This window comes from Methylomonas koyamae (assembly GCF_001644025.1).
GTDB lineage: Bacteria > Pseudomonadota > Gammaproteobacteria > Methylococcales > Methylomonadaceae > Methylomonas > Methylomonas koyamae_A.
This window is the reverse complement of the sequence record NZ_LUUK01000083.1, coordinates 1-25,865: the sequence shown is the minus strand read 5'-3', so window position 1 is coordinate 25,865 and position 25,865 is coordinate 1. Positions and strand designations below refer to the sequence as shown.

General features: G+C 52.4%; 20 protein-coding genes. 12 read left to right on the top strand and 8 right to left on the bottom strand.

The genetic code is table 11. From position 1 onward, the window contains the following. Positions 1-54: 54 nt before the first annotated feature. From A1355_RS07565 to nadB, 6 genes are all read right to left on the bottom strand, one after another. Entirely contained in the window at positions 55-4,059 is a 4,005-nt protein-coding gene (locus A1355_RS07565; RefSeq protein WP_064026618.1) for a pilus assembly protein, read from the bottom strand. A 73-nt stretch (positions 4,060-4,132) separates the two neighbouring features. Then, positions 4,133-4,615 carry a pilus assembly PilX family protein gene (locus A1355_RS07560; protein WP_064026616.1) on the bottom strand — a complete coding sequence of 161 codons (483 nt, stop codon included), beginning with the start codon at positions 4,613-4,615 and terminating at the stop codon, positions 4,133-4,135. Positions 4,616-4,623: 8 nt separating this feature from the next. Then, entirely contained in the window at positions 4,624-5,685 is a 1,062-nt protein-coding gene (locus A1355_RS07555) for a PilW family protein (protein ID WP_082885425.1), read from the bottom strand. After that, positions 5,682-6,155, bottom strand: coding sequence for a type IV pilus modification protein PilV (gene pilV, locus A1355_RS07550; RefSeq protein WP_064026612.1), 474 nt, complete (start codon positions 6,153-6,155; stop codon positions 5,682-5,684). Before pilV ends, A1355_RS07555 begins: the two co-directional genes overlap by 4 nt. Beyond that, positions 6,152-6,748 carry a GspH/FimT family pseudopilin gene (locus tag A1355_RS07545; RefSeq protein ID WP_064026610.1) on the bottom strand — a complete coding sequence of 199 codons (597 nt, stop codon included), beginning with the start codon at positions 6,746-6,748 and terminating at the stop codon, positions 6,152-6,154. Before A1355_RS07545 ends, pilV begins: the two co-directional genes overlap by 4 nt. A 450-nt stretch (positions 6,749-7,198) precedes the next feature. Then, positions 7,199-8,845, bottom strand: a complete 1,647-nt coding sequence (nadB, locus tag A1355_RS07540; protein ID WP_064026609.1) for an L-aspartate oxidase — start codon at positions 8,843-8,845, stop codon at positions 7,199-7,201. Between the two features lie 182 nt (positions 8,846-9,027). Here nadB and rpoE point away from each other — a divergent pair, with 182 nt between their 5' ends. The 9 genes from rpoE to A1355_RS07495 all read left to right on the top strand — a co-directional run bounded on the left by rpoE (position 9,028) and on the right by A1355_RS07495 (position 17,201). Next, entirely contained in the window at positions 9,028-9,618 is a 591-nt protein-coding gene (rpoE, locus tag A1355_RS07535) for an RNA polymerase sigma factor RpoE (RefSeq protein WP_064026608.1), read from the top strand. 10 nt (positions 9,619-9,628) lie between these two features. Next, positions 9,629-10,132 carry a sigma-E factor negative regulatory protein gene (locus A1355_RS07530; protein ID WP_064026607.1) on the top strand — a complete coding sequence of 168 codons (504 nt, stop codon included), beginning with the start codon at positions 9,629-9,631 and terminating at the stop codon, positions 10,130-10,132. A 4-nt stretch (positions 10,133-10,136) separates the two neighbouring features. Further along, complete coding sequence (locus tag A1355_RS07525) at positions 10,137-11,087, top strand: MucB/RseB C-terminal domain-containing protein (RefSeq protein ID WP_064026606.1); 951 nt, start codon at positions 10,137-10,139, stop codon at positions 11,085-11,087. A gap of 39 nt (positions 11,088-11,126) precedes the next feature. Further along, positions 11,127-12,533, top strand: coding sequence for a DegQ family serine endoprotease (locus tag A1355_RS07520; protein WP_064026605.1), 1,407 nt, complete (start codon positions 11,127-11,129; stop codon positions 12,531-12,533). 18 nt (positions 12,534-12,551) lie between these two features. Next, complete coding sequence (cysK, locus tag A1355_RS07515; RefSeq protein ID WP_064026603.1) at positions 12,552-13,460, top strand: cysteine synthase A; 909 nt, start codon at positions 12,552-12,554, stop codon at positions 13,458-13,460. Between the two features lie 40 nt (positions 13,461-13,500). Further along, on the top strand, positions 13,501-14,757 hold the full coding sequence (locus A1355_RS07510; protein ID WP_064026601.1) for a hypothetical protein: 1,257 nt from the start codon (positions 13,501-13,503) through the stop codon (positions 14,755-14,757). Continuing rightward, positions 14,750-15,814, top strand: coding sequence for a cell envelope integrity protein TolA (locus A1355_RS07505; protein ID WP_064026648.1), 1,065 nt, complete (start codon positions 14,750-14,752; stop codon positions 15,812-15,814). The genes A1355_RS07510 and A1355_RS07505 overlap by 8 nt, the downstream gene beginning before the upstream one ends. Beyond that, entirely contained in the window at positions 15,795-16,550 is a 756-nt protein-coding gene (locus A1355_RS07500) for a hypothetical protein (protein ID WP_064026598.1), read from the top strand. Before A1355_RS07505 ends, A1355_RS07500 begins: the two co-directional genes overlap by 20 nt. Positions 16,551-16,667: 117 nt before the next feature. Continuing rightward, positions 16,668-17,201, top strand: coding sequence for a hypothetical protein (locus A1355_RS07495; RefSeq protein ID WP_064026596.1), 534 nt, complete (start codon positions 16,668-16,670; stop codon positions 17,199-17,201). Between the two features lie 10 nt (positions 17,202-17,211). On the opposite strand, the gene A1355_RS07490 is transcribed toward A1355_RS07495, so the two are convergent. Then, a complete protein-coding gene (locus tag A1355_RS07490; RefSeq protein ID WP_064026646.1) occupies positions 17,212-19,293 on the bottom strand; it encodes a carbon starvation CstA family protein in 2,082 nt (693 codons plus the stop codon). 308 nt (positions 19,294-19,601) lie between these two features. Here A1355_RS07490 and A1355_RS07485 point away from each other — a divergent pair, with 308 nt between their 5' ends. The 3 genes from A1355_RS07485 (at position 19,602) to A1355_RS25100 (ending at position 25,407) form a co-directional block, all read left to right on the top strand. Continuing rightward, positions 19,602-20,441, top strand: a complete 840-nt coding sequence (locus tag A1355_RS07485; protein ID WP_064026594.1) for a hypothetical protein — start codon at positions 19,602-19,604, stop codon at positions 20,439-20,441. A gap of 1 nt (position 20,442) precedes the next feature. Continuing rightward, on the top strand, positions 20,443-24,855 hold the full coding sequence (locus A1355_RS07480) for an NACHT domain-containing protein (protein ID WP_064026592.1): 4,413 nt from the start codon (positions 20,443-20,445) through the stop codon (positions 24,853-24,855). A 222-nt stretch (positions 24,856-25,077) separates the two neighbouring features. Continuing rightward, positions 25,078-25,407: a hypothetical protein gene (locus A1355_RS25100; RefSeq protein WP_157197786.1), complete on the top strand. Its 330-nt coding sequence runs from the start codon at positions 25,078-25,080 to the stop codon at positions 25,405-25,407. Positions 25,408-25,457: 50 nt separating this feature from the next. On the opposite strand, the gene A1355_RS25655 is transcribed toward A1355_RS25100, so the two are convergent. After that, the coding region (locus A1355_RS25655; RefSeq protein WP_197471742.1) for a helix-turn-helix domain-containing protein at positions 25,458-25,865 on the bottom strand (408 nt) is incomplete at its 5' end.

Below are 25,865 nucleotides of genomic sequence, written 5' to 3'. Positions count from 1 at the left end.
CTGGGTGAATGGTCCGATGAAAACGGCGGCTTGCCGTTTTCATCGGCAGTCGAGTTATTGAATTTGCAACCAATATTCTCGGTTTACGGTACCGGTGCCGGTGGTTGGGACCGCGCAACGGTTCCTGACGGTCATGATGTCGCCGGTGGTGCCGGACAGTTCCTTGAACGCCTTGCAATCGGTGGTGCCTGAGCCAGACTCGAGCCAAATCGGAACCTTGGCGATGCCCACCGTGGACTTGACTCCCGTCACGGTATAGTAATTGCCGTTGATCAGGATTTTGTCGCTGTTATTGAAAGTACTGTCGCTATTGATGTCAAACGATGAGTTCGTTGGCGCTCCTCCGGTTAGAAAATCGAGTTCCATTAGCCACGTGTCGCCTCCCGCGTCGCAGGGGTCTGATTTCGGTTGAGTGGTAGCAAAAACCGCTCTGTCGTACTTGATAATCGGCGTCGAGTTGCCACGTTCGCCAGCGGGAAAATCCAGGTGCCAACCACGCTTGCTACTCCAGTCCACGCTATTCGAGGTCGAAACTCTGACGTTAACGCCATAGGCCGTGGTAGTGTCCGTAATGCTCTGTTCCTGCAACTGGGCACGAGTCACCGTGCCCGTCGTGGCACTCGGTTTGTCCCAGATGCCATAGGCCGACTGAACTTGAGTATTCGCCGTGTCGGTGGTGGTCAAATAACTGCCGGTGTTGAATATCACTAATACGCCACCATCCTGGTGGCCGGCAACTACTGGCGCCGACGTGATCGGTTGCACTTGGTCGGACGAGTTGGTTGCGGTAAACAGCGGTGATCCACCATTTGCCAGGCCCCAAGCTGAAGGCTCGTTGCTGCTGAGGTCGAACTTCCAAAGGTTACCTTGCAGATCACCTGCGTACACGGCGTCAATGATTTTGTCGTTTTCCGTACTAGCGTCGTACAGGTAAGGTGTCGATAAGCCGTTACTAGTGGCAGTGTTGGTGGCGATTTTTTTGATCAAGCTGCCGTCGTTTAAGTCCACGATATACAAATACGCTTTACCATTTTCACTGTTGTATCCGTTTCCAAAAATCGCCGCCCATACGCCGTTATGCAACAAGCCGATTTGCGGCTGACTGAAGGTGTAACCGAGATCGGTAGCGACAGTCGCGTCTAAATCAATATTACTGGTACTGGCATTGGGAAACTCCCACATAACCTTGGTCTGATCGAAACTGGTCGGACTGGTAACGTCAAGCGCATATATGGTTTTACCGCCCTTGCCCAATCCACCGACCAGCACGGTTTTCCATGCGCTGCTCAGATAGGCGTCTCCGGCCTTGGGCGCGCCGTCAACGTAATATTTGTGGACGTAATCCGGATCGGTGAGTTGGTATAAATTTGCGTATACGCCGGCCGGTATGTAGGCGAATAATTCCTTTCCGGAATCGGTTTGGCCTGTATCGGCTTGAAACGCATGCAACATGCCGTCGTTCGCTCCGACGTAGACGACCGGCGTACGGCTGGCGTTGCCACTGACGTAGCTGGCGTACTTGGATTGTCCAGGGGTCGTGCTCGGTAGCGCGGTATAGCCGAAATCGGTATTTTTGACGTACATCGGATCGGAATTGACGATGTCGCCCAACAACGAGTTTTTTCGCTCGCGGAAGTCGCTGATCGTGGTTGAGCCTCTAAGCCAGTTCAGCCGGTCGGTGCAGCGGCTGTCGTCGCTGTCGAGCGCCGATTTTTGGCTGGCGCTTAGAGTGTCGCAACTGGTGAATTCCACGCCGGCGGTACCGGTATAGGTGTAAATGTCGCGTGCGCCGGCCTCGGGAATCAGGTCGCCGGCGTCCCAAATTTCACTACCGGGCACACCCGTTGTGACATCGATATTCTTGGTCAGAAAATGTCCGGACCAATCGGACGGATTGAACTGGGCCTGATAAAGTTGCGTCGATGTTTCCAGCGCCGTCGAGTTTGCGGCAAGCGCGGCGGCGGTCATACTTTCGTCGGCCACTTCTTCGAGGATGCTATTGAACGCGGTCACGATATCCGAGGAACTCTCGGTTCCGAAAAACTTGCCGCGACTGGCGATAGCCGCATGCCATAGATCGTAAACCTTGGCCGGCGTGGTGCCGACAAAGCCGCTACAGCTCTCGCCATTCTTGGTATAAGGCCAACAATAACGAGATGAGGTGCTGGTAGATGTGGTGCTCGTTGGGCAGGAAGTCCCCGCAACCAAATTATCATAGTCCCCCGCATAGGTACTTCCGCCCCAAATAGGGTAGGGCGACACCAAACTGCCGCTTAAACCTAGGCCGACGGTATAGGTATTTAAGTGCTGCCAAGTAGCGGGGTCATTTTTCGGGTTCAACCATTCGGCGGTAGCCTTAGCGGAAGCGTCGGTTAAACTGGACGGATCCGAGACAATCGGTGAGATTTTGTTGTCTATCCCGCTTTGCAAGTCGTTAGCCCAATAATAAAAGGCAATATCCGCCAAGTTGGTATTCTGACCATCGCGGTAGGGTGCCAACGGTGTCCAACTATAGTTGCTTGACCCGTCCGGACCTTTGGGGACACTGGTGGCGGTACTGTTGACGTCGGCTATTCCTGAATAGTCTGACGAAGTATCGCCGCACCAGTAGCCGTCGGTCATCATTACATGCGCGCTTCTCCGGCAGGCGTAGTGATTGCCGTCGGTAATTTGCGGATCCTCGGCGTAGGGGTGATGGATATCAACCGTACCTTGGAAATATTTGCCGGCATTGTTTGCCGATTTCAGCAAATAAGTGCCGCCGGAAGCCGGAAATCGCGACAGCCAATAATATAAATCTTGCCGGTGGGTGACCTCTTCTGTGTCGTAAACCGTGGTCGAGGCGGTTTCGGTCCAGGAAAGCGTAACGCTATCAATCGTTTTATCTTCGGAAAATGATTCCGAGATTGATATTTTATAAGTGCCGTCGCCGTATGAAGTGTCTTTGGCTGTGTAGTTTTTGCAATAGGTCGAATTGCTGCAAGTCGCGGTAATTATTTTTGAGTTAGCGTTCAATGGGGAGCCGGTACCGGTTCGTTGAGGAAACGTGTCGCTTTGGGCCGACGGCAGAGTCTGGTTACAGTTAGATAGTTCAAGCCGATCGTCACCGTCCCGCCGGTCAAATTTAACTTTACAAGTAAATGAATAGTCCACCGACGTTACGGTTTCGCTCAACACAGTATCGGTGTTTACCGTTCGGGTGATTGCGTTCAAACGCCTGATGCGATTGTCGATATCCTGACCGGGCGAGCCCCAGCCGTCGCAGTTGGTTCCGAAACTATTACAAGAATTGATTGCCTGCCAAGCGACGCGGATATTCCCGCTCATACCCGCGAAACCGGACATGGCACCCGATACCGTCGCTAAGTTTCGGGTTCGGTAATACGAGTACCAATTGGCGAAATTTTGTTTGGCAACGGTGGCTTCGTTAACATCACTGGTGCTGGCGTCGTCGGTAATAGCCGTAACGTCGACATAGGTATAGCAGTCTTCGTCGGTTAGACCGCCATCCGTACCGGAAGTGACGCAGTTAGTATTGGTGGGAACGAATTTGTAGTAAAACGCCGCGCCTCCGGAAGATGGCGTCGAAACAAAACTCTGACTGCTCGAACTGGGATCATACTCCAGCGTAGGCCGGTAATTGGTGGATAGGTTGACCGTGCCTTTGCTGGTATCGAATCCGTTAATCGGCGCGGCGGTAAAGCTGACGTTTGGATAGCAGGTGCTGGGGTTTGACGAATCTAATTTGCAGTTGCCGCCGTTGTATTTCGGCGGGGGTAGGTATGTATTGGCCGGGTTGTAATACAGCGCGTTGAATGAAGAAGACTTGTAGCGTTTATTGCCGCCGGTTCCAGAAATACCGTCGGGAACGTAAGCCCAAGCCATACTGCCGGAATCGTCCAACGTTAAAACGATATTCGGCGGCATCGTGGCGGTGACAAATAACGGCAAGTCGGAAATGTCCAGGTCTACCGCTAAGGCATTGGCGCTCGCAACCAATAAGGCAACGCTCAAGACCGTTGGAGCGGATTCGAATTTGATTCGGTTCAAAGTATTCATGGCTGGCTCCTGTTCAGTGGGCGCGGCACTGTTGATTTAGGCGCGGAGCAAACCGCGTCGAAGTTATCTCGGGTTACGGCGGCGGAGTGTAGCTCAAGCCCGCCTGGAGGATTACCACTGCATTGGTGTCGCCGCCAACGCCGCGCGCGGTCACTCGGTATTGTTCAACGGTGCCGATGTCCGGCAGCTTTTCAATAATATACGTGGCGCTCGCGCCGCTGACGGTAGCGGTCTTATAACTGGCCCAGTTATCGACGTCGCCCCAGTAACTCACATCGTTGGTATGAGTGGGGTTGTTGGCCAAGCCGGCCGGTACCGTGCCAGTCCAGGGTCCGACCCGCCAGGTCGTCAGGGTATTTTCCGCTTGCTTAAGTGCCGCCTCCGCTGCTTGGAATGCTAGGTCGCGATTGCGAGTATTGCCGGCCATGCGTTCTTCCAGGCTGCTGGTTTGCATGGCACTACTACCTAACAACATCAACATGATTAAAAAAATCAGCGCGGTAAACAAAACCGCACCGGCTTGTCGTTTGTTGATATTCGGAAAGTCGACGTTCATGGCGATTCCTACAAACGGTTTCTGATCGCTATCGTAGTGGTGAACACCTTACGCAGCTTGGTATCGCTAGAGGTGTACGAACTGCCGTTGAAGGTATAGGTTTGTTGGCCGGATACACCCAACTCCTCCGACCGGGAGACCATCAACAGGCTAATTCGGATACCCAGGACCTTGGACCAATCGGTGACCGCATTGGCCGCGACGTAACCGTCGATATTCTGATCAGCGGTTGCCGAGGTATCCACACCATAGCTGATCTGCATGTCTTCGACGCCTTCCACCAACTCTTGCGCGGTTCCAGAGTAAGACTCGCGGTACAAGGACGGCTCTCCGGCCGGATTGCTGCCGATATAGTAGGTGTTGGCGCTGAACTCGAACACGCTGGAGTTTGCCGGATAAGTGATCACCGAACCCGTGGACGAACAATTGGCCGGTACTGTTCCGAGTTCGGCGGTGCAGTTGCCTGGACTACTGCCACCATCCGCGTGGGTGATGGTTTTCGAGGATTGATTGACTGCGCTGGCTTGAAAAATCGAGGTATTGCTGGCATTGCTGATAATCACGAGTTGCCCGGCGCTGATCGAATGCGCGTTGGTGAGTGTAATCACGGGCGGACTGGCCGCCGTATTGTGACTGGCGACGATGTATTCGTTGAACTTGTCCGCGCGTATCACCGAAAACGAATCGCCGGCGATGCGCGCGCTGGCGGTCATATCGGAGGGCAGACTAGCTTCGTAGCCTGCTAACGGTTGGGTCAGAAGCTTATGGTTCCACCAAGTTGTCGCAGTGTTCGTGACATCGTTACACTGCGAAGCCGTGCATGACGCGTAACCAGAAAACCCGGTCATGCGGATATCGCGATCGATCAGTTCGAATGCAAAGCGGGCGTTTTCCTGCATCCTGGAGAGAACGTCCTGAGTCCGAAAGCTTTGCCGGCTAGCCAAAAATATCGCGCCAATCGCCGCCAGGATGATCAAACCTATAGTCAGTGAAACCATCAACTCAATCAATGTCGTACCGCGTTGATGTTCTGAAAAAGAGATCGGTATTCGGCTTGAATGCGGGTTCATATCAAACTATTGGTGCTAAAGCTGGTGACGACACCATCGCCGTCGTCGTCCCATTGAATGGTAATCGTGGCAGTGCCGCTGCTGCCAACCGACAGGCTGGCATCGCCTGCTGGGAGCGCTTGGCCGACCAAGGTTTTCCAATCACCCAGATCGGTGCGTAAGGTTGAGCTGCAGTTGGTGAGTTGATTCGGCGAATTGGGTGGAGCGGCACCGAATGCCACGTTACAGTTGCCGCTTATCGCAATCGTACGGCTGAGGCGTAAACGCTCCAGCACGTCATTTGCCAGAAACGTGGCTTGACTGCGCAAAAAAGCGGTGTGATTGTTTTTCAAGGTGGTCGTCAGCATCGCCGCGTAACCCAGTAACCCGATCGCGACTACCAGCATTGTAATCAACACCTCGATCAGGCTGCTGCCGGTGGTTGTCCTGGCGCGACGTATAATCCGTAGAGAAGCGCGATGAGTGGTCATGGACTGCTACAGCTATCCAAGTCGTCAGGGATATTGTTGTTGTCCAAGTCTTCACCTAGGCGAACTCGACCGACCATCGTGACAACGACCAACCGTGCAGTACCTGCTTCAGCGGTGTCGTTCCCGTCGGCGTTGTCGCAAATAGCAAACGAGCCGTTTTTCGATTCTCCGGACGCTTTAAAATAGATATAGTCGGCAACAGTGCCATTTCCACGCAGTGTAAAGCCGGTCGGTAAGGCATCGTAAACTCTTAACAGGCAATCTTCATCAGCCTCGCAAAGCGGGGCGGTATTATCGTCGTTAAAAACATTGGCGTTGGAGCCCGAGCGATCCACATCGACAAAGGTTTGCCAACCACTCTCCCAATTGGTGCCAGTCTTCCTGACGACGACATATTGGCCCCGTTTGATTGCTTCGCTGCGCGCATAATTCAACGCGGCGACAAATTGGTTGGTTGCGCCGGTAAGACGACTATTCCTTACCGCACTGATAAAGCTAGGTATCGCGATTGCACTCAATATACCGGCGATCGTCAGCGTGATCATGAGCTCGATCAACGTGAATCCTCGGTTGTTAGGGTGTGAATAGCGCATTTCGGAAATGGCTCCATGATATCGAGGCGACTCGTTCGGGGAATGGCAGATGGATTGAACGCGGTTGAAGATAGCACAGAATTAAACTTAGTTTTGCGAGTCTCACCGCATAGGAGTTGACTGCGGTGCCGACACCAGCGAGTGCTAGATTTGACTGGGATTCAGTTTAGTTCGGTTTAGATATTCATTTTTTTGTGGTGACTAGAGAGTAGTCTCCAGCGAAATGCCAGCTCCATGATCACGAGCGAGTTCAGTGGAGGCCAACAAAAACCGACGCTCTCACCGACTAAGAAAGTCACTCGCTTCACCAGGCTGTTTTTCGCACTGCGGCGAGAAAACAGCGGGCAACTAAAAAGTCTCTTCTGGGTTATCAATACCGCGACTTAGCAGACTAATATTTGTATACTCCAGCCTGGAAGATGTTGGGATTCTTCAAGTAAAATCAATCGCCTAATCGATTATTCCGGTCCAATTGCTTGGCGTCAGCACCGTGTTTTCTGGCGGACGGCTATTATCCAAATTCGGATAATCCTTGGTGTAATGCAGGCCGCGGCTTTCCTTGCGCTGTTGCGCGCAACGGATGATTAATTCGGCAACGGTGACCAAACTGCGCAGTTCCAATAGGTCGCTGGTCACGCGGAATTGACCGTAGTACTCGGCAATTTCTTCTTTCAGCAACACCAATCGGTTCATGGCGCGTTCGAGACGTTTATTGGTGCGAACGATGCCCACATAGTCCCACATAAAGCGCCTGAGCTCGTCCCAGTTATGGGCGATCACGACTTCCTCGTCGGAATCGCCGACTTGCGATTCGTCCCAATCCGGCAGGGCGGGCGGCATCGGAATAGCATCGAAGCAATGGCGAATATCCTGGTTGGCTTGCTCGGCGAAAACCAAGCACTCGAGCAGGGAGTTACTAGCCATCCGGTTAGCACCGTGCAAGCCGGTGCAAGCGACTTCGCCGACTGCGTATAGGCCTGGAATGTCGGTGCGGGCATGGGCATCCGTCAATATACCACCACAGGTGTAATGAGCGGCGGGGACTACCGGTATCGGTTGCTGACTGATGTCGATGTCCAGCTCCAGACATTGGGTATAAATTGTTGGGAAATGTTTTTGGATGAATTCCCGCGATTTATGACTGATGTCCAGATAAATGCAATCGATACCGTGTTTCTTGATTTCGTTATCAATGGCGCGGGCGACGATGTCGCGCGGCGCCAGTTCCAAGCGGGCGTCGTAACGTTGCATGAAACGCTCGCCATTCGGCAGAATTAAATGACCGCCTTCGCCGCGCACCGCTTCGCTGATTAGGAACGAACGTGCGCTGGGGTGATAGAGACAAGTCGGGTGAAATTGCATGAATTCCATGTTGGCGACCCGGCAGCCGGCCCTCCATGCCAGCGCGATGCCGTCGCCTGTGGAGATATGCGGATTGGTGGAATAGAGGTAGACTTTGTTTGCGCCGCCGGTGGCAAGTACCACCACTCTCGCGGCGATAGACAAAATATGGCCGGTTTGGCTGTTCAAAACATAGGCACCGCAGACCCGTCGCTCGGTTAGTCCCAATTTGTCGGTGGTGATCAGTTCGACGACATTATGATTTTCCAACAACGTCACGTTGGGATGCGCCTTGGCGCGGTCGATCAACGACAACGAGACGGCTTTGCCGGTAGCATCGTCACTGTGTACGATGCGACGGTGCGAATGGCCGCCTTCGCGGTTCAAATGCAATTGCTTTTCGCCGTTAGCGGTGTTTTCCTCGGTGAAGCTGACCCCTTGGCGGCATAGCCATTCAATGCTTTCGCGACCTTGGGAAACCGTCAATCGGACGATATCTTGATCGCAAAGATCGGCTCCGGCGATCAAGGTATCCTCGATATGAGACTCTATGGAATCATGCTGATCGTCGAACACCGCCGAAATGCCGCCTTGAGCGTAATAAGTGCTACATTCGGTCAGTGCGAACTTGGCAAGAACCGCCACTTTATAAGTATCGGCAAGGCGGAGGGCCAAGCTTAAACCGGCGCCACCGCTGCCGGCGATCAGAATGTCGTAATAGGGATGGCGGGAATTTCCTGGGCGTTGGTCTGTCAAGGCGGTCTATGTAAGCAAAAATGACGAGAGCGCGGCGGCGGAATCGGTGAAAATCCGGGCATTCCGGCGAGGCTGCGCATGAGCCGGAAAATCATATCTTGTTTTAAGGGTGCGGTAATTTTTTTTGTATTGCCAGAACTAATGATGTTTAATTCTGTCCACTTTTATATCAAAACAGAGCAGTGAACGAGCAAGTAAGGCAGACCGAGGATTTGGACCAAGATCTAGTGCAACGCGTGCAGCAAGGCGATAAATCCGCCTTCGATCTCTTGGTGATCAAATACCAACATAAAATCGTCCATCTGGTGAACCGTTACGTCAAAGATCCCAGCGAGGCGCAGGACGTAGCTCAGGATACCTTCATTAAGGCATATCGGGCGTTGGGCGATTTTCGCGGCGAAAGCGCTTTTTACACTTGGCTGTACCGGATCGCCATCAATACCGCGAAAAACTACCTGCTGTCCCGTTCCAGACGCCATTTTGACTATGAAGTCGATGTTCAAGATGCCGAGCAGGTTGAAAATGCTCCGCAATTGAAGGATATCGAAACGCCGGAAAGCGTCTTAGCCAACGAACAAATTGTTCGAGTAATACGCTCGGCGATCGAAAATTTGCCCGAGGAAATGCGGATCGCGATCACGCTACGCGAGTTCGAAGGCATGAGCTACGAGGAAATCGCCATCGCGATGGATTGTCCGATCGGTACGGTGCGATCCAGGATTTTCCGGGCGCGGGAAGCGATAGAACAAAAACTTAACCCATTGCTCGACTAAAGGTATTTCGATGCAAGACCAACTTAACGAAAAAATTTCTCAACTGGTGGACGACGATCTGGCCAACGGCGAAGCGTTGCGACTCTTGCAGCGCCTACGCCACGACGACGAACTCGGCGCGAAATTGCGACATTACCAGATCATCGGAGAGGCATTTCGTAGCGACGAATGTATCGTGCTGCGTAAAGATTTCGCCGACCGCATACACAGCGAAATTCGAGCCGAGCCCATTTATCTCTTACCTCGCAAAAAACCGGTCCTAAATTGGCGGAAAGCCTCGCTGGCGATAGCGGCTTCGGTCGTATTGGCGGTTGTTTGGATGGCCAGTTACATGAACTCAAACCAGCCTGCCAAATTTGGCGGCGTAGAAACGATCGCGCAACGCCAAATCCCCGCCGGCGAGATGCACGCCCGCTTCAAGGAATATCTGCAAGCCCACGATAACTCTTTGTATGTGAACAGCGAGCCGCGTCAGCAGCCCTATACCCGCGTTGTAGGCTACCAACAGGAATGATGGCGTGAAAGTAATAGCGGTGTTTCTGTTTTGGGTGGTTTGCCAAACCGTCCGAGCCGACGATGCGGCCGGCGGTGCCCTGAAATGGCTGGAAAATATGAGTCTCGCGATGAAGACCCTCAGTTTTCAAGGTACGATCATCTTCATGAAGAACGGCCAACTCGACACGATGAAGTACCATCATCTGGTTGAGAACGGGGTCGAGCAAGAACGTTTGACTTCCCTGAATTCGCCGATGCGGGAAGTCGTCCGAAAGTCCAACGAAGTGACCTGCATTTTTAAGGAAACCCAACAAAAAATCGTCAATCATCACCCGTTGGATAGTTCCTTTATTATCAACATGCCGCGGAATACCGCGGGCCTGGAAAAAAATTATCAACTAGGTTTGGAGGGGCAGGAAGCGGTTGCCATGCTCCCAACCCAAATCGTCACGATTCAACCCAAGGACGATCTGCGCTACATCCGTAAGATCTGGATCGACACCCAGTTCTACCTGCCGTTAAAAGTGGAAGTGTACAACCTGGACGGCACCACGCTGGAACAAGTGGTGTTTACCGATCTCAGCAGGGACGGTGTCGGCACGGCGACCCCCGCTGCGGTCACCGGCGACGACAGTCGGTTCCACACCAAACATATCCATACCAGTCAGGCCGAGCCGCTGGAGCAAGCGCCTTTCGAACTCAAACAATGGCCACCCGGCTTCGAACCGGTGTTTTTCATCCGCAATTCAATCGAAAAGTCCGGCAAAGCGGTGGATCATTTGTTGATTAGCGACGGTTTCGCAACGGTTTCGGTTTATCGAGAAGCTAAGGAAGCGCAAGGCATCGAAGGTTTGCATACGCTCGGTTCCGTGAATTCGGTCAGTCGAATCCTTGGAGAACAACAAATCACCGTGCTCGGCGAAGTGCCCGCCAAAACCGTCGAAATGATCGCCGCCGGTATTGTGTTGCGGTAAACGCGCGAATTCGTTTTTCTTTGTAAATTTGGAGCTTACATGCTGAATAGGCTGTTTTTCGGAGTCTTGATCTACTATGCGTCGGCCTTTGCCGCCGCCCATGCGCAATTGCCGGACTTTACCGAGATGGTAAAAACCAACGGCGACGCTGTCGTCAACATCAGCACCACGCAAAAATCCACCGACCCGCAAGCCGACGGCGACCAACAGCCAATTCCGCAGGATGTGCCGCCTGAAATGGAAGAATTATTCCGGCGCTTCTTTCAGGGACCGGGACGCGGTTACACCCCCCGCGAAACCAATTCGCTGGGTTCCGGCTTCATCATATCCCGCGACGGTTATTTGCTGACGAATCACCATGTGGTTAATAACGCGTCGGAAATCGTCGTTAAGCTCAAGGATCGCCGCGAATTGATCGCCAAATTGATTGGCTCCGACGAAAGCACGGACGTCGCATTGCTGAAAGTCGATGCCAAGGATTTGCCTGTCGTCGAAATCGGTGCTCCGGAGCAACTACAGGTTGGCGAATGGGTCTTGGCGATCGGTACGCCGTTCGGCTTCGATCAATCGGTTACCGCTGGTATTGTCAGCGCCAAAGGGCGTAGCCTGCCAGACGGCAACTATGTGCCGTTCATTCAAACCGACGTGGCAATCAACCCGGGCAACTCCGGTGGACCGTTGTTTAATATGCAGGGTAAGGTGGTCGGCATCAATTCGCAGATTTATAGCCGATCCGGCGGCTACATGGGATTGTCGTTCGCGATTCCGATCGATGTCGCGATGAACGTGGTCGAGCAAATCAAAAGCAAGGGTAAAGTCTCGCGCGGCTGGTTGGGCGTCCAGATTCAAGACGTCAACCGCCAGTTGGCCGAATCCTTCGGCATGGATAGACCGCACGGCGCGTTGGTCGCCAAGGTCGTGCCGGGCGGACCGGCGGAAAAAGCCGGCCTGCAAATCGGCGACATCATCGTCGAATTCAACGGCCACGTCATCGAAACCTCCGGCGAATTGCCGCCCCGCGTCGGCGTGACCCCTATTGACGAAAAGGCCAAGGTCAAGATCATTCGTCACGGCGAACAACAGGATATCAGCGTCAAAATCGGTTTATTGCCGGCGCAAAACACCGCTGCGTTATCGAACGCGCCGACAGCCGCCGAAACGCAGATCAACCGCTTGGGCATTGTGGTGGCCGACTTGACCAGCGAACAGCGTCAGCAAGCTCAGGTCGAAAAAAACGGTGTGTTGGTACAAAAGGTCAATAAAGGTATCGCGTTGGATGCCGGTATCCAGCCGGGCGACATTATTCTGCGAATCCAAAACACCGTCATCCGCGATTCGGCGGATTTCAACAGCGTGATCACCAAACTGCCGGCCGAGAAATCGATCGCGGTCCTTGTCCAACGTAACGGTAACCCGGTATTCTTAGCGTTTAAGATAGACAAGTGATCTGATTGAGGTGACTCAATGGCTACGGCAAGCAATGTGACGCAATTGATTGGCAACACGCCGCTGTTGAAGCTGCAAAAAGTCGTTGCCGAGCACTCCGCGACGGTTTACGTAAAGCTGGAGTCTCGTAACCCCGGCGGCTCGGTTAAGGACCGGATCGGCATGGCGATGATCCAGGCGGCCGAGCGATCGGGGCACTTGAAGACCGGCGGCACGATTGTCGAGCCCACCTCGGGTAATACCGGTATCGCGCTGGCCATGGTCGGCGCGGCGCGCGGCTATCGCTGCATTTTGACGATGCCGGAGACCATGTCGGTCGAACGTCGGCAGTTGCTGGCCTTGTACGGCGCCGAGATTGTCCTGACGCCCGGCAGTGAAGGCATGAAGGGCGCAATCGCTAAAGCCTGGGAAATCGTTGAACAAACGCCTGGCGCGTTTATGCCGCAGCAATTCGAAAATCCCGCCAACCCGGAAGTGCATCGACAAACCACCGCTCAGGAAATCTGGTCGGCGACCGACGGATTGGTTGATGCGTTCGTCTGTGGTGTCGGTACCGGCGGTACCATCTCCGGCGTTGCCGACGTCATCAAGAACCGGAATCCAAGGTTTTTGGCGATTGCGGTCGAGCCGGCCGAATCGCCGGTCATTTCCGGCGGCAGTCATAGTCCGCATAGAATTCAAGGCATTGGCGCCGGTTTTGTGCCCAAGAACTTGGATGTCGATTTGCTGGACGGCATTGAGCTGGTTGGCACCGAACAGGCGATGGCCATGCGTAAACGTCTAATCGGCGAAGAGGGCATCATGGTCGGCATCTCCTCCGGTGCCAGTATTTGCGCGGCACTGCGGGTGGCCGAGCGCTTGGGGCCGAACAAATCCGTCGTCACTATCGCCCACGATACCGGCGAACGCTATCTGAGTATGGGCTGAACCGGTTCACCGGCCGCCGTTAATCCGTTTCCCGAGACCTATGGCGGACATCAAACTTAAATCGCGCTCCGGCGGTCTGGGCTATCTGATCAACCGCATCCAGACGCTGTTCGTCAGCATGTTGCGGATCTGGACGATACCCATCGTGTTGATGTTGAGCCTTTCGTCCGGATTCACCACTTACTACGGCCTGTCCCATTTTATTACGCCGTGGATCGCGTTGGTTATTACCATCGCGATTCAATCCATCATCGTCATCTGCTCGTTGGAAATCGCCGGTATCCATTGGAAAGCCAACCGGATGCGATTTTTCAGCGTCGTCGCGTCGTTGACGATAGCCTTGGCGGCGTCGGTGACGTTCTCTTATTTCAAGTTTTACGAGATTTCCGAAGCAGAAACCCTGCACATCAATCGTTTGCATCAGTTGCGCGAGCAAACCAAAACATACCTGGATGCGGTATTGCAGCTCAAGGCCCGCGTACTACAACAGCAAAAACAGGCGCTGGACCAAGCGTCGCTGGACGTGTCGCAAGCTTATTTCGGCACGCACAATCAAATTGCCCCCGGCTATAAAAACCAAGTGGGTGAAGGTCCGTTTTGGCGGCATTACAACCAGCTCTACCAGGAGAAGAAACAGCGCTTCCAGCAACAGGAACAAGCATTTGCGGCGCTGGACGCACCTCTGCGAGAATTGCAAGTCCATTTGAACGAATTGGACGTGACACGCGACGTCGAAACTACCTACGGATTGTTCCTGAAAAGCTATCAGGACCTGCAAGCTGGAATCAACCAGATTGTTGGCGGTAGCGGCGAAGCCTTGCCGGATGCGCCGCTGGTGATGACTTACAAGCAGTTCACCGAGGAAGTCAAACCGTCGTTCGCGATGTGGCGCGGTTTCTCGTGGTTTGCCTTCGCTTGCGCGGCGATGGTGGATTTCTTCACGGTGTTGTTGTCCTATCGCCTGGAATTTACCGCGCCCGGTCCATTGACCGAACAGGAAGAAGAATTGGTGTTCGAATGCCTGCGCCAGTTCAGCGAATTTCGGATCAACGAAAACGACGAACTGGAAATGATCATCGAAAGAACCGACCTGGAAAAGGCTCGGCGCTATTCGGATTGGTCGCGGATGTTCGTCGTCGGCTTGCTGCTCAGCCGGGGATTTCTGCGTAAGGTCGACGAGCGTACCGTGGAGTTTGCTCCCAACCTCTATCCGCTGATCGCCGAGAAAATGTCCGATAAAATCGCCGCGATCAAGCAAAAAGCCGCGGACACCAGTCGTGGAGCCGGCGATGCCTAACGAGCAGTCCGAACTCGACGCATGGTTGACCGGCGCCGATTTGGCCGACGGCGATCCCGCCGATGAGATGCCCTGGGTGGCCGATTTCGATCCCGATCGGCAAATGGTGTTGCGTCGCTTGGGGCCTTACCAAAAATATTACCCACGCCCCAAGCGCTTCATCAAACGTTTTTATCACCGTTTGTACCCGTTAGCGATTGCCTACTGGCCGCAGCGCAAACAGATCAAACTGTTCGACGAATTTTGCACGCTGGATTTACGTTTGGAGTTGCGCTTTCAGGCGACTTTCGACTACGCGATGAAGAATCTGGACCGTTTGGAGCATCTGAACGAGCATATCAAACAACGTTATGCCGACATCGTCGAAGACGTCGTACAACGTGAACTAACCAATCTGGCCGACGGCGCCTGGATACAAAACGGCCTGAACGCTGTCGAAGCGCGGATGGCGTTGGCCTTAGCCGAGACTTTCGTGCAACAAAGCCTACAAGCGCAGGCGATGTGCCGAATCGACGTCGAGTTTAGCGAATTCGAATCGGTGAAATTGGGTCGGGACAGCGTCTATCTGAACGTGCTGCGCAAGACCTACGAGTTCAACCGCGACCGAACCTTGGAACTGGCCCGTCAGCAACGCTCGCTGGAGCAAGAGGAAATCGCCGAACGCCGCCGCCAGTTGGAGCATCTGGCGCAAACGGCCGAATTGGACTTGCAAGCCCAGGCCATCGAAGCCGACAAACAATGCCGCTTGCTGGCGGCTCAACAAGATCAATTGGCGGAACAACTGGCGCTGGAAAAACGCTTGCAAGCCGAACGCCTGCGCCACGAAATGGAATTGCAGGAAATGCGGCAGGAAGCCGAATTGCGCAGCCAGGAAAAACAAGCGGCGCGCCGGCGATTGGCCGAAAGCCTACATCTGGCCGACCAATTGGCGCATCAGGCCGCGCAGCACGAAAAACAGGTCGCCGCCGACATTCAGCGGCGGCTGAGGGAGCAACATTTACGGCAAACCAGCCTACTTAACGACGAGGGACTGAATCATGACAACCAGACCGAATAAGCTCATTTTTACCCGCTTTCTAGCCCTGATATTGTTGGCTCTGACCGGCGCCTGTGCGACGACCCCGCAGCCGTTGCGGTTTCGTACCGAGATCGATGCCTTGACCGCCGCCGACGTACAGTCCGTCGCCGGCAAGCGTTACGTCATCCTGCCCGGCAATACCGACGGCAATCCGCAAGACTTACAATTCATCGAGTTCGCCGGGTATATAGAAAAAATCTTGAACAATCGCGGTTACCTCAAGGCCGATAAGCCGCAAAACAGCGATTTGGTGATGTTTTTAAGCTACGGCGTCGGATCGCCGGAGTCGCGGCAATTGGCATATGACGTGCCGATGTGGAACGACTTCTATCCTTACGGTCCCTACGGCATGGGCATGTACCGTTATTACCGGGGTTATTATCCCGGTTGGGGCGTCGGCGGTTATAGTCAGCGCGTGGAATCCTATACCACCTTCCGGCGCTATTTGTTGTTGGAAGCTTGCGAGACCGCCACGTATCTGCAAAGCGGGCAACGCAAACAAATCTGGCGCGCCAATGTGCAAAGTAGCGGTCTCAGCAACGACTTGCGGTTGGTTTTCCCTTATTTGGCGGCGGCAATGCAACCTTATCTCGGCACCAACACCGGCCATATGGTCACGGTCGACATCGACGAATCCGATCCCTTAGTCGGCAGTTTATTGGGGCCGTTTCGCGGCACCGGGATTACACCGCAACCCAACAGCGTCGGTCGTTAGCTCTTCGACCGGCTCCGGCTTGACTTCCCGATAGGCTAGCGCCAGACTTGTCAACCCCGGTGTAGGTAACATCGGGGTAATTCAGGGACTATCAAAAACGACAATCGGGAGCCTACGATGAAGGTACTAACAGCCGCTTGGCTATTCATAGCCGCGTTGACCGCCGCAAACCCGGCCTGGGCCAAATACGAACTGGCGCCGGGCGACACCGTCCTGACCAACTGCCGCGACATCTACACCAAGGGCGTTATCAAGGCCAAGGTCGATGACGGCTACACGGTGCATTTTCCAAAGAACGCCGGCCCTATCCAATGCCCGCCGTTTCGGTGGCACGCCGAATTCGTATTGCCTTTCCAATCGGTGCCGGAATATCGGCTGAAGTTTTTGGGCGGCTTCAAAAAAGACATCGTGTTTCGGACCGGCGAAGCGGTGACGCTACGCTTCGAAGCCGATAAGCGTATCGTCAAGAGTCGGGCCGTCGTCGATATCGACGCCCAGATCACCGACATCAGCGCCAACGGCGCCATTGCCGTCAAATTGCTCAGTCAGGACCCCGAGGCGGCCGCGACCTTCTGGCAACAAGTCGGCAGCAATTATGTCGATGTGCGCCATAAAGCTCTGGAAGCCGAGCGCGACAAGCGCGCCCGCTGATCGACCGGTTTCAATCCCTGACCCAGTTCTCCACCAGTCGGCTGGGAATATGTGCCGACTCGCTGGAACGGGGATAATCCTTGCCGGCAATCACGCAGTACACCACCCGCAAGGTATCGCCCAATAGCAGCCAGGTGATCAGCATGAACAAGCCGGTCAAGCCGGCGTTCAAGTAATCGTTGAAAATCAGATGCGGCGCCTTGCCGGCCATGTCCGCGCTGAGCGTCCCGGCCTGCAGTTTGGCCGACAGGTCTTCGGCGTGGCTTAAAAAACCGATTCGTAAATCCGCCGAAAACAGTTTCTCCCAGGCCGCGCTACTGGTGACCACGATCAGCCAGGACAAGGGCAGGGCGGTAACCCAAACGTATTTCAATTTGTCCGACTTCACCAAAATCGTGGTGCCGACGCACAGCGCAATCGCCGCCAGCATTTGATTGGCGATGCCGAACAAGGGCCACAAGCTATTGATGCCGCCCAGCGGATCGATGGTGCCCATGTAAAGGAAATAACCCCAGGCCGCGACCACCGCGCCGCTGGTCAAAATAATGCTGGCGTAATGATTGGTCTGGCCGGCGCCGATGCCGAAGTTGCCCAGCATGTCCTGCAACATAAAGCGGGCGACGCGGGTGCCGGCATCCAGCGTGGTCAGAATGAACAAGGCTTCGAACATGATCGCGAAGTGGTACCAGGCCGCCAGCATGTTTGCGCCGAAAACTTGCGCAAACAAATTGGCCATGCCCACCGCCAACGACGGCGCGCCGCCGGTCCGGGCAAACAGCGTCGATTCGCCCATGGTTTGCGCCAATCGCTGCATTTGTTCCACGCCGACCGGAAAGCCCCAACTGCTGATTTTGGCGACCGCATCGGCCGCATTCGCGCCGACGATGCCCGCCGGGCTGTTGATCGCGAAATACACGCCGGGTTCAAGCACGCTGGCCGCGATCATCGCCATGATGGCGACAAAGGATTCCATCATCATGGCTCCGTAGCCGATAAAGCGGGCATCGGTTTCGTTAGCCAGTAGCTTGGGCGTGGTGCCGGAAGCGATCAACGAATGAAAACCGGAAATCGCGCCGCAGGCTATCGTAATAAACACAAACGGAAACAACTTGCCGCCGAAAATCGGCCCGCTGCCGTCCACGAACTGCGTCAAGGCCGGCATTTTCAAATCCGGGCGCAACACGACGATAGCCACCGCCAGCGCCGCGATCGTGCCCAGTTTCATGAAGGTGGACAAATAATCGCGCGGCGCCAACAACAACCAGACCGGCAACACCGCCGCCGCGAAGCCGTACAAGATCACCATCACCGCCAATTGCGGCGCGTCGTAATCGAACCAAGCGCGCAAGGTCGGATTCTCGTCTATCCAGCCTCCGCCGACCACGGCGAAGATCAACAACGACACGCCGATCAAGGTCGCCTCGGCGACCCGACCGGGCCGCAGATTATGCAAATACAGCCCCATCAATACCGCGATCGGAATCGTCGCCGCCACCGTGGAAGTCGCCCAGGGGCTGTGCTTCATCGCATTAACCACCACCAAACCCAAGACCGCGATCAGGATCACCATGATCATCATCACCCCGACCATCGCCGCGCCGCCGCCGATCGCACCGAGTTCGTCCTTCGCCATTTGCCCCAGCGAGCGGCCGTCGCGGCGCACCGAGAAAAACAAGGTGACGAAGTCCTGCACGCAGCCGCCCAATACCGCGCCGATCAAAATCCACAGCGTGCCGGGCAAATAACCGAATTGCGCCGCCAAGGTCGGGCCTATCAACGGGCCGGGGCCGGCAATCGCCGCGAAATGATGGCCGAACACCACCCATTTGTGGGTCGGCATGAAGTCGCGGCCGTCGTCGAAACGCTCGGCCGGCGTGGCCCGGCCGGCATCCAGCATTAACACTTTCGCGGCGATGAACGCGCTGTAAAAACGGTAGCCCAAGGCATAAACGCAGATCGCGGCGACGATGATCCACAAGCTGTTAATGGTTTCGCCGCGTTGTAGGGCAATGCTCGCTACGGTAAAAGCGCCGATCGCGGCGATGACTGTCCAAAGTAAATTAACGGGTAAGCGTGAGCTTGAGCTCGGCATGACCAAATCCTTGATGGTGCAAATGAAAAATGTGAGGGCAATCATGGTATCACGGCGGCGGAATCGCCTGAAACCGTGAAGCTTTCCGGATGGGCATCGTGCGGGAAGGGGGCTGAAATAATGGAGGGAACCGTTTGAGTTGGCAGCGGTGCTATCTCAATTGGCTATCGCTCTGGAATTGGAAACAAAATTGCGGGCCGACTATGATAGAGTTCGGCGTATTCCACCGATCCAACCGAGTTATTTAACGCAAACAATCCGCCTTTGGCTGATTAAAATAGTTATTTTCATCCACGTAGAAAAATGACATGACCAAAATTATTGGTGTTCACGGTGTTGGCTATCAGTTTAGCGGCGAAAATACTATGCGTGAAAGCTGGTTGCCATCGCTAAAAGATGGGCTGAGTCGAGTGAATTGCCAAATAAATGACGACGATTTCAGATGTGCCTTTTACGGCGATAAATTCCGCCCTAGCACGAAAGCTACGACGTCACCATTTTTCGATGCCAATGACGTGGCCGAAGGGTTCGAAAGTGATTTACTAAAACTGTGGTGGGAGGAAGCTTCCCGAATTGATCGTTCAGTTCCTTGTTCCGACAGTACAACAAAAATTGGTGCGCCAAAGCAAATTCAGCGTGCACTGAATGCGCTAAGTCAGTCCAAATTTTTCACTAACATAGCGGAGCGGGCGCTTGTTTTTGACCTTAAGCAAGTAAAGCTTTATCTATCCGATTCTGAGACTCGCCGTGAGGTTCGTAAAAGAGTAGAGGATACAATCTCCAGTGATACCAGAGTTGTAATTGCGCATTCCCTGGGGTCAATCGTCACCTATGAAGCTTTATGCGCACACCCGGAATGGCAAGTACAAGTATTGGTGACGTTAGGTTCCCCTCTTGGCATTCGAAATCTAATTTTTGATCGTCTTGAACCGACCCCATCACACGGCATAGGTAAATTTCCTTCCTGCGTAAAGCATTGGGTAAATATTGCCGATACTGGAGATGTGGTAGCACTGGTCAAAAACTTAAGCTCGTGCTTCGGCCAGCGCATCCAAGACGTTCAAATCAGCAATGGTGCTCAGGCACATGATGCAACCCGTTATCTGACCTCAAAAGAACTTGGCGAAGCCATCGCCTTAGAGCTGTGATATGGAAAGTCGTCGGTCGCTTATTGCAAGCGGAACGGGGGATTTCATCAACCAAGTCGAAGGTATCGACAAGCTTAAAAGAGTCCCGGATGAAATCAGTGATATTGTTCAGGCATTTTCTTCGCTTGGCTATCAACGGCAGGCTACTGAGAAGAGTCTTAACCCGGATTCCAACGGACTTCGTCGGCTTTTTACGGATTGCAGAAAATCAACTAAGGATGGCGATATAGTTGTCGCGTACTACACGGGGCATGGTCACCGTGATGATGATCGTTTTTATCTTCTTACCCAAGACACAGATCTCAACGACATTGAGCTAACCGCCGTCGCAGCAGAGGATCTTGCTCGTGATTTGGTAAAGGGCTCGCAAGCATCGCAAATACTGGTGATTTTGGACGCCTGCCTTTCTGGAGCCGGTGCGTCAGAATTTGCCAATATTGCTAACCGGTTTGCCTCACAGCTAGGAAGTGGCCCGAGCTTATACATTCTAGCCGCCGCCCGTTCCAAACAAGAAGCACAGGAAGGAGTACTGTCAGCAGCTATCTTAGAAGCACTTACCAATCATGAAGGACGATTAGGCGGTCATGCGTTGGAATTTCTTCCAATCGACGAGGTAAAACAATCAATTAAAGATTTTATTAAAGCCGCCAATCCCAGTCAAACCGCCACATGGTCGCATGTGAATGACGATTCTGGGCGTTGCAGAGTGTTCCCTAATCCTCGATACATACAAGGTATTACCCCAGGTCTTGATCTCGAAACTCAACGGTTGTTTAACGAACATTGGCTGCCTAAAGCAAAAGGAGTCAGTGAGCTAGGATTTGGTGGCTGGTACTTCACTGGGCGAAGACGTGTCCTGCATAAGTTGGTCTTATGGCTAAAAGCTCAGCAATCCGATGGACGAGCGCGTGTGGTTACAGGCGGAGCCGGACGAGGGAAGTCGGCCATTCTTGCCCGGATTGTCACACTTGCAGAGCATCGTTATCGAAACGAGATATTAATAACAACGAAATCTGAACACATAGATTCTGATCACCTTCCACCAGACGGATGTGTCGATATCGCCTTGCTCGCCCGCAGAAAATCATTGGCAGATGTTATCAGGCAAATCGCTTCCGGTCTCGAATTAAACGCGATAGATGCTCGTTCCTTGGTTGAGCAGATTGCACATAGACCTCATAAAACCGTCATTGTCATTGACGCTTTGGATGAAGCCGAGGAACGCGACAGCATAGCCGAACAACTGCTCAAGCCGCTCGCATTAATGCCCAACGTTTTTCTGTTGGTCGGCACACGTCCAGACGCGACGGGAAATGATCAACGTTTCTGTTCGTTGGGTGAATCGGTCGAGCAAATCGATCTTGACGCGCCTCAATGGGTTGAGCCGGACGATGTGTTTCAGTATGTGGTGCGTCGCCTTTTAGCCTCAGAAGAACCAGGTCGACATACTCCCTATTCTAACAATCCAGCAACAGCTACGCTCGTCGCGCGTGCACTGGCTGATAGAGCAAATGATGTATTTCTCGTCGCTCAAACCGCAACACAGGCTCTTCTTGCAGACGACTATGCTGTGGACATATCAATCACCGGTTGGGCCGAGCAATTGCCAACCGGATTGGAAGAAGCTTTCAGACAGTTCCTTCTTGCCATCGACAATCGACATCTTGATGAAGTTACGTCTTCGCAAGTGCGAACCGTATTGCTGCCTTTGGCATTTGCAGAGGGCGAAGGGCTTCCTTGGTCAAATCTTTGGTCTTCTGCCGCAACAAGTATTGCTAATGGTGAAGATATAACCGACAAAGTGATTGCCAAAGTGATCAACCACGCTGCAGCTTTCATAGTTGAGAGCATTGAGGTAGGTCAATCAGTCTACCGCTTATATCACGAGCGCCTCGCTGAGCATCTGCGCGAAAAAATGGCAACACGGGAAGATAAACCGCAGCTAAAAATATTCAATGCGCTGCTTACGCGTGTGCCGAGTGCACGAACATCAGATGAACGTATCTGGCTGGAAGCCCACCCATACCTGAAAAAGCATATGGCCTCGTATGCAGCCAAAGCAGGCTGTCTCGAATCGCTCGTAGCTGACCCAGCTTTTCTGTTGTGCGCAGACCCTGAAATTTTAATGCGCCAAATGTCTAAGGTGGAGATATTTCAGGCGGCCATCGCTCGGTCTTATCGCAGGGCCTTTGGCTGGATGCGTGGAATTGACCAAGCCGGACGCCTTCCTTATCTTGCGCTGGCGCTTATGCAGGAGGGACGTCGTGATATGGCACTAAAGTTGTCACAGTCTGCTATGGCTGAGAAATGGATGCCTCGCTGGGTTTGCTGGGAAAAACCGAATTCTGCTTATCTTCTCGCTAATTGCGATACAAAAGTCACTTCGCTCGCGACCGGGCATTGGCCACCTGAAAATTCGGTAGCAATCATCGGGCGGGAATGCGGAGGCATTGAAATTCTTCAAATCTCGGATGGGCGACAACTTGCAGAGTGGAGTGGGAAAGATCGTGCATCTGTCAGATGTGTGTTGTTGACCGAGTCTCAGGAAAGTCCACTGTTGGTGGCAAGCTGGGCGGATGGCCGATTTGGCGTGCGTGATCTTTTAAGTCATAAAGATTATTTCTGCGCGGATAATACCAAAAATCAAGTCGTCGAAGCCATGTGTGTTATTAAACTCAACGGTAAGAATGTCTGTGTGACTGCCCACCATGACCTTAGTATAGCTATTTGGGAGCTACCTTCACTCCAACTTATCAAACGTAAGTTTGAAGCCAGTCGAGCAACCATTTATGCGCTAGCAGCTTACGAGATAGGACAAGTTCCTATGTTCATTTCTGCTAGCGATAGTCTCGCGAAACGTGACCACGAAAAGTATCTTTCTTTGCTTAATTCAAATAACTATGAAGGCGTTATAAAATATGAACAGGATCGGAAAGTTAGCCGACTCCGTTTATGGTCAGCTGAAGATTTAGAGCTACTTTGGGTAAGCGATACGAAGGAGGGGGGATGCATAACAAATATAGAACTCTGTCCTTATCATGAACAAACCTACATTGTCACCTCACAAAATCATTGGGGGCCACCAGAAATATGGCGTGTACAAGAAAAAACCATGGAAATTGTCTATCGTGGTGATAAATATGCAGATACAGACCGATCTTGGTTATCAACATCGAACAAAGGTGCATACCTTTACAGTGTTGCAGTTAGTTATTTAAATTCCGTACCGATTAAAATCATTGACGGTTCGATTCATGCCTCTAAACCCAACCCACCAAGAGCTAAGATAAACGGGGGGTATTTGAGCGATCTGATTTATGTTGATAGCAATCCATGCATCTTGAGTGCCGATAACTCGTTAGTGTATTTATGGAATCTAGACAGATTATTAGAGTCAAAGACTGAAAATGCTGATCATTATTATATTTCTGCTGGTGTGGCATGCCTTGCCTTTAACTGCGCGGATCAGCCAATCCTATATTGCGGCTTGGAGAATGGCGAAATAGTTGGCTTTGATGTCGATACCGGCGTAATGGTGTCAAGAATCGTAGTCACTGAGTCTGCGGAAGTTTCTGATATCAGTATTATTGAGGTCCATGATGGAAACATTCTTATCGCAGCCATAAAAGGTATTTTATATATTGAACCAATCAACTCACAAACAGTTGAAAAACGTCGTATCCAAGCAGGTGATGACGTTAGGCGCTTGCGCGTGGAGTCGCTTCAAGGTCGTACCTTAATATTTGCAAGCGTCAAAACCGAGTATGTTTGGGCTATTCGCATATGGGATATATTGACTGGCGAAGAAGTACTAACTGAATCTATATCTGGTGTGACTAAATGGCGCTATCAACTGTCTCATGGCGAAGAAGACAAGTCTATAGAAGGCCTAATTACTATTCCTTGTGGTGACGAGAATATACGCATTGTTTTTTCCAGTAAATATTCCAAAATCATGGTCGCGGACTATATTAAAACAGAAAAGACCAGTTCTTCGCCGTTTGAGTTTAAAGAATGGGGTATTCCTAATGGTAGAGACGAATATGTGACTGCGCTCGCGTTTGCCAAAGATAGTGATGGTCGCCAGCTTTTAGCAGCTGGAACTGAAGCAGGGAACTTGGCGATTTGGGATTTTGATAAAGAGGTTCTATTAGCCTCATATAAGGGGGCTCATCTTGGAATGATCATCAAAGCCTTAGCATTGCATAGTTTTCGAGAAACAATATTTATAATCTCGGGTGGTAAAGATGGTGTAGTGAGATTTTGGAATAAAAGCCTTAATTCACTTGCAAAAATTGAAATTTCGTCGCCAATTACTACTCTCGAATTTATCAGCCAAGCCGAATTGGCAGTTGGTACGGATGAAGGTGTTTGCGTATTAGAGATCGAGCAGATATTAACTAAAATGATTTGACTAAGTTGTAAACTGGATTCTTGTGCTTTGAATTTTCCTTTAGTCTATGAAATTTTAATTAGGGCCGTAGGATGTGCTGAACAGCGTGAAGCGCATCGTTCGCAATTGGTGCGGTTCGTAAACTCACCACACCCTACGCCTGCTTTGGGCTGGACATTTGTCATTGATACTTCTAATCCGTCAGGCAACTTTTGACCGGGTCGAGCCAAAGAGGACAAAAGGTTGCTTCCCGAAAAGTTGCCATTCGCTGAACTTAGGAATGGAAAATTTCGCCAACATCCTCAGCGGCTGGTTATGGCCGATATTTCACTGCCAGTTGATATGATCTTCAATAGCCTAGCGGTTTTCATCGCGGGCGGTGTCTTACCACAAGCAACAATCTCCCCGTTCGCGCAAGCTTTTTTCCATTTTCGTTTTCCGACTCTATTTCGATTGCGCCGCACGCCGTTTCCGCCTGGGCGCAAGATCGATGAGCGTAGGCGGCTTGGCTTATCCGTGGTTCGCTATTTTCCGAATCCTCAGGCATTTTTTCTGAAACTATCTACGCTTTAAAACTCGGAATGAGCTGTCATTCCGCGTGTATCAACGATGCCTAAATTCCATTATAAAAACACATCAGCCCTAATATGAAAACGCTGTGCAAAGCGTTTCGCCAGGTCTTTGCTAATCGACCTCTTTCCAGCCAATATGTCTGATATACGTCCTTGAGGAGCGCAATCGGATAAATCCTCTTGTTTTAATCCTTGCTGTTCCATCAAAAAACGTAGCACCTCCTTCGGCTCGGTTTCGGGTATAACAACATGCTCGTCTTCGTAAGCTTTAATCTGGTCAGATAGAAAATCTAATACATCAGCTAAGGGATGGCCTTCGTCATCGCCTACTTCGTCCAGCAAGACCTCAATAGTTGCACGGGCTTGTGCATAATCGTCATCGGTATGGATGCCGGTTACGCCAACCAGTTCTTTGAATGGCATCCAGGCTTTTAATATTGCGTAAGCGATCTTTGAAGG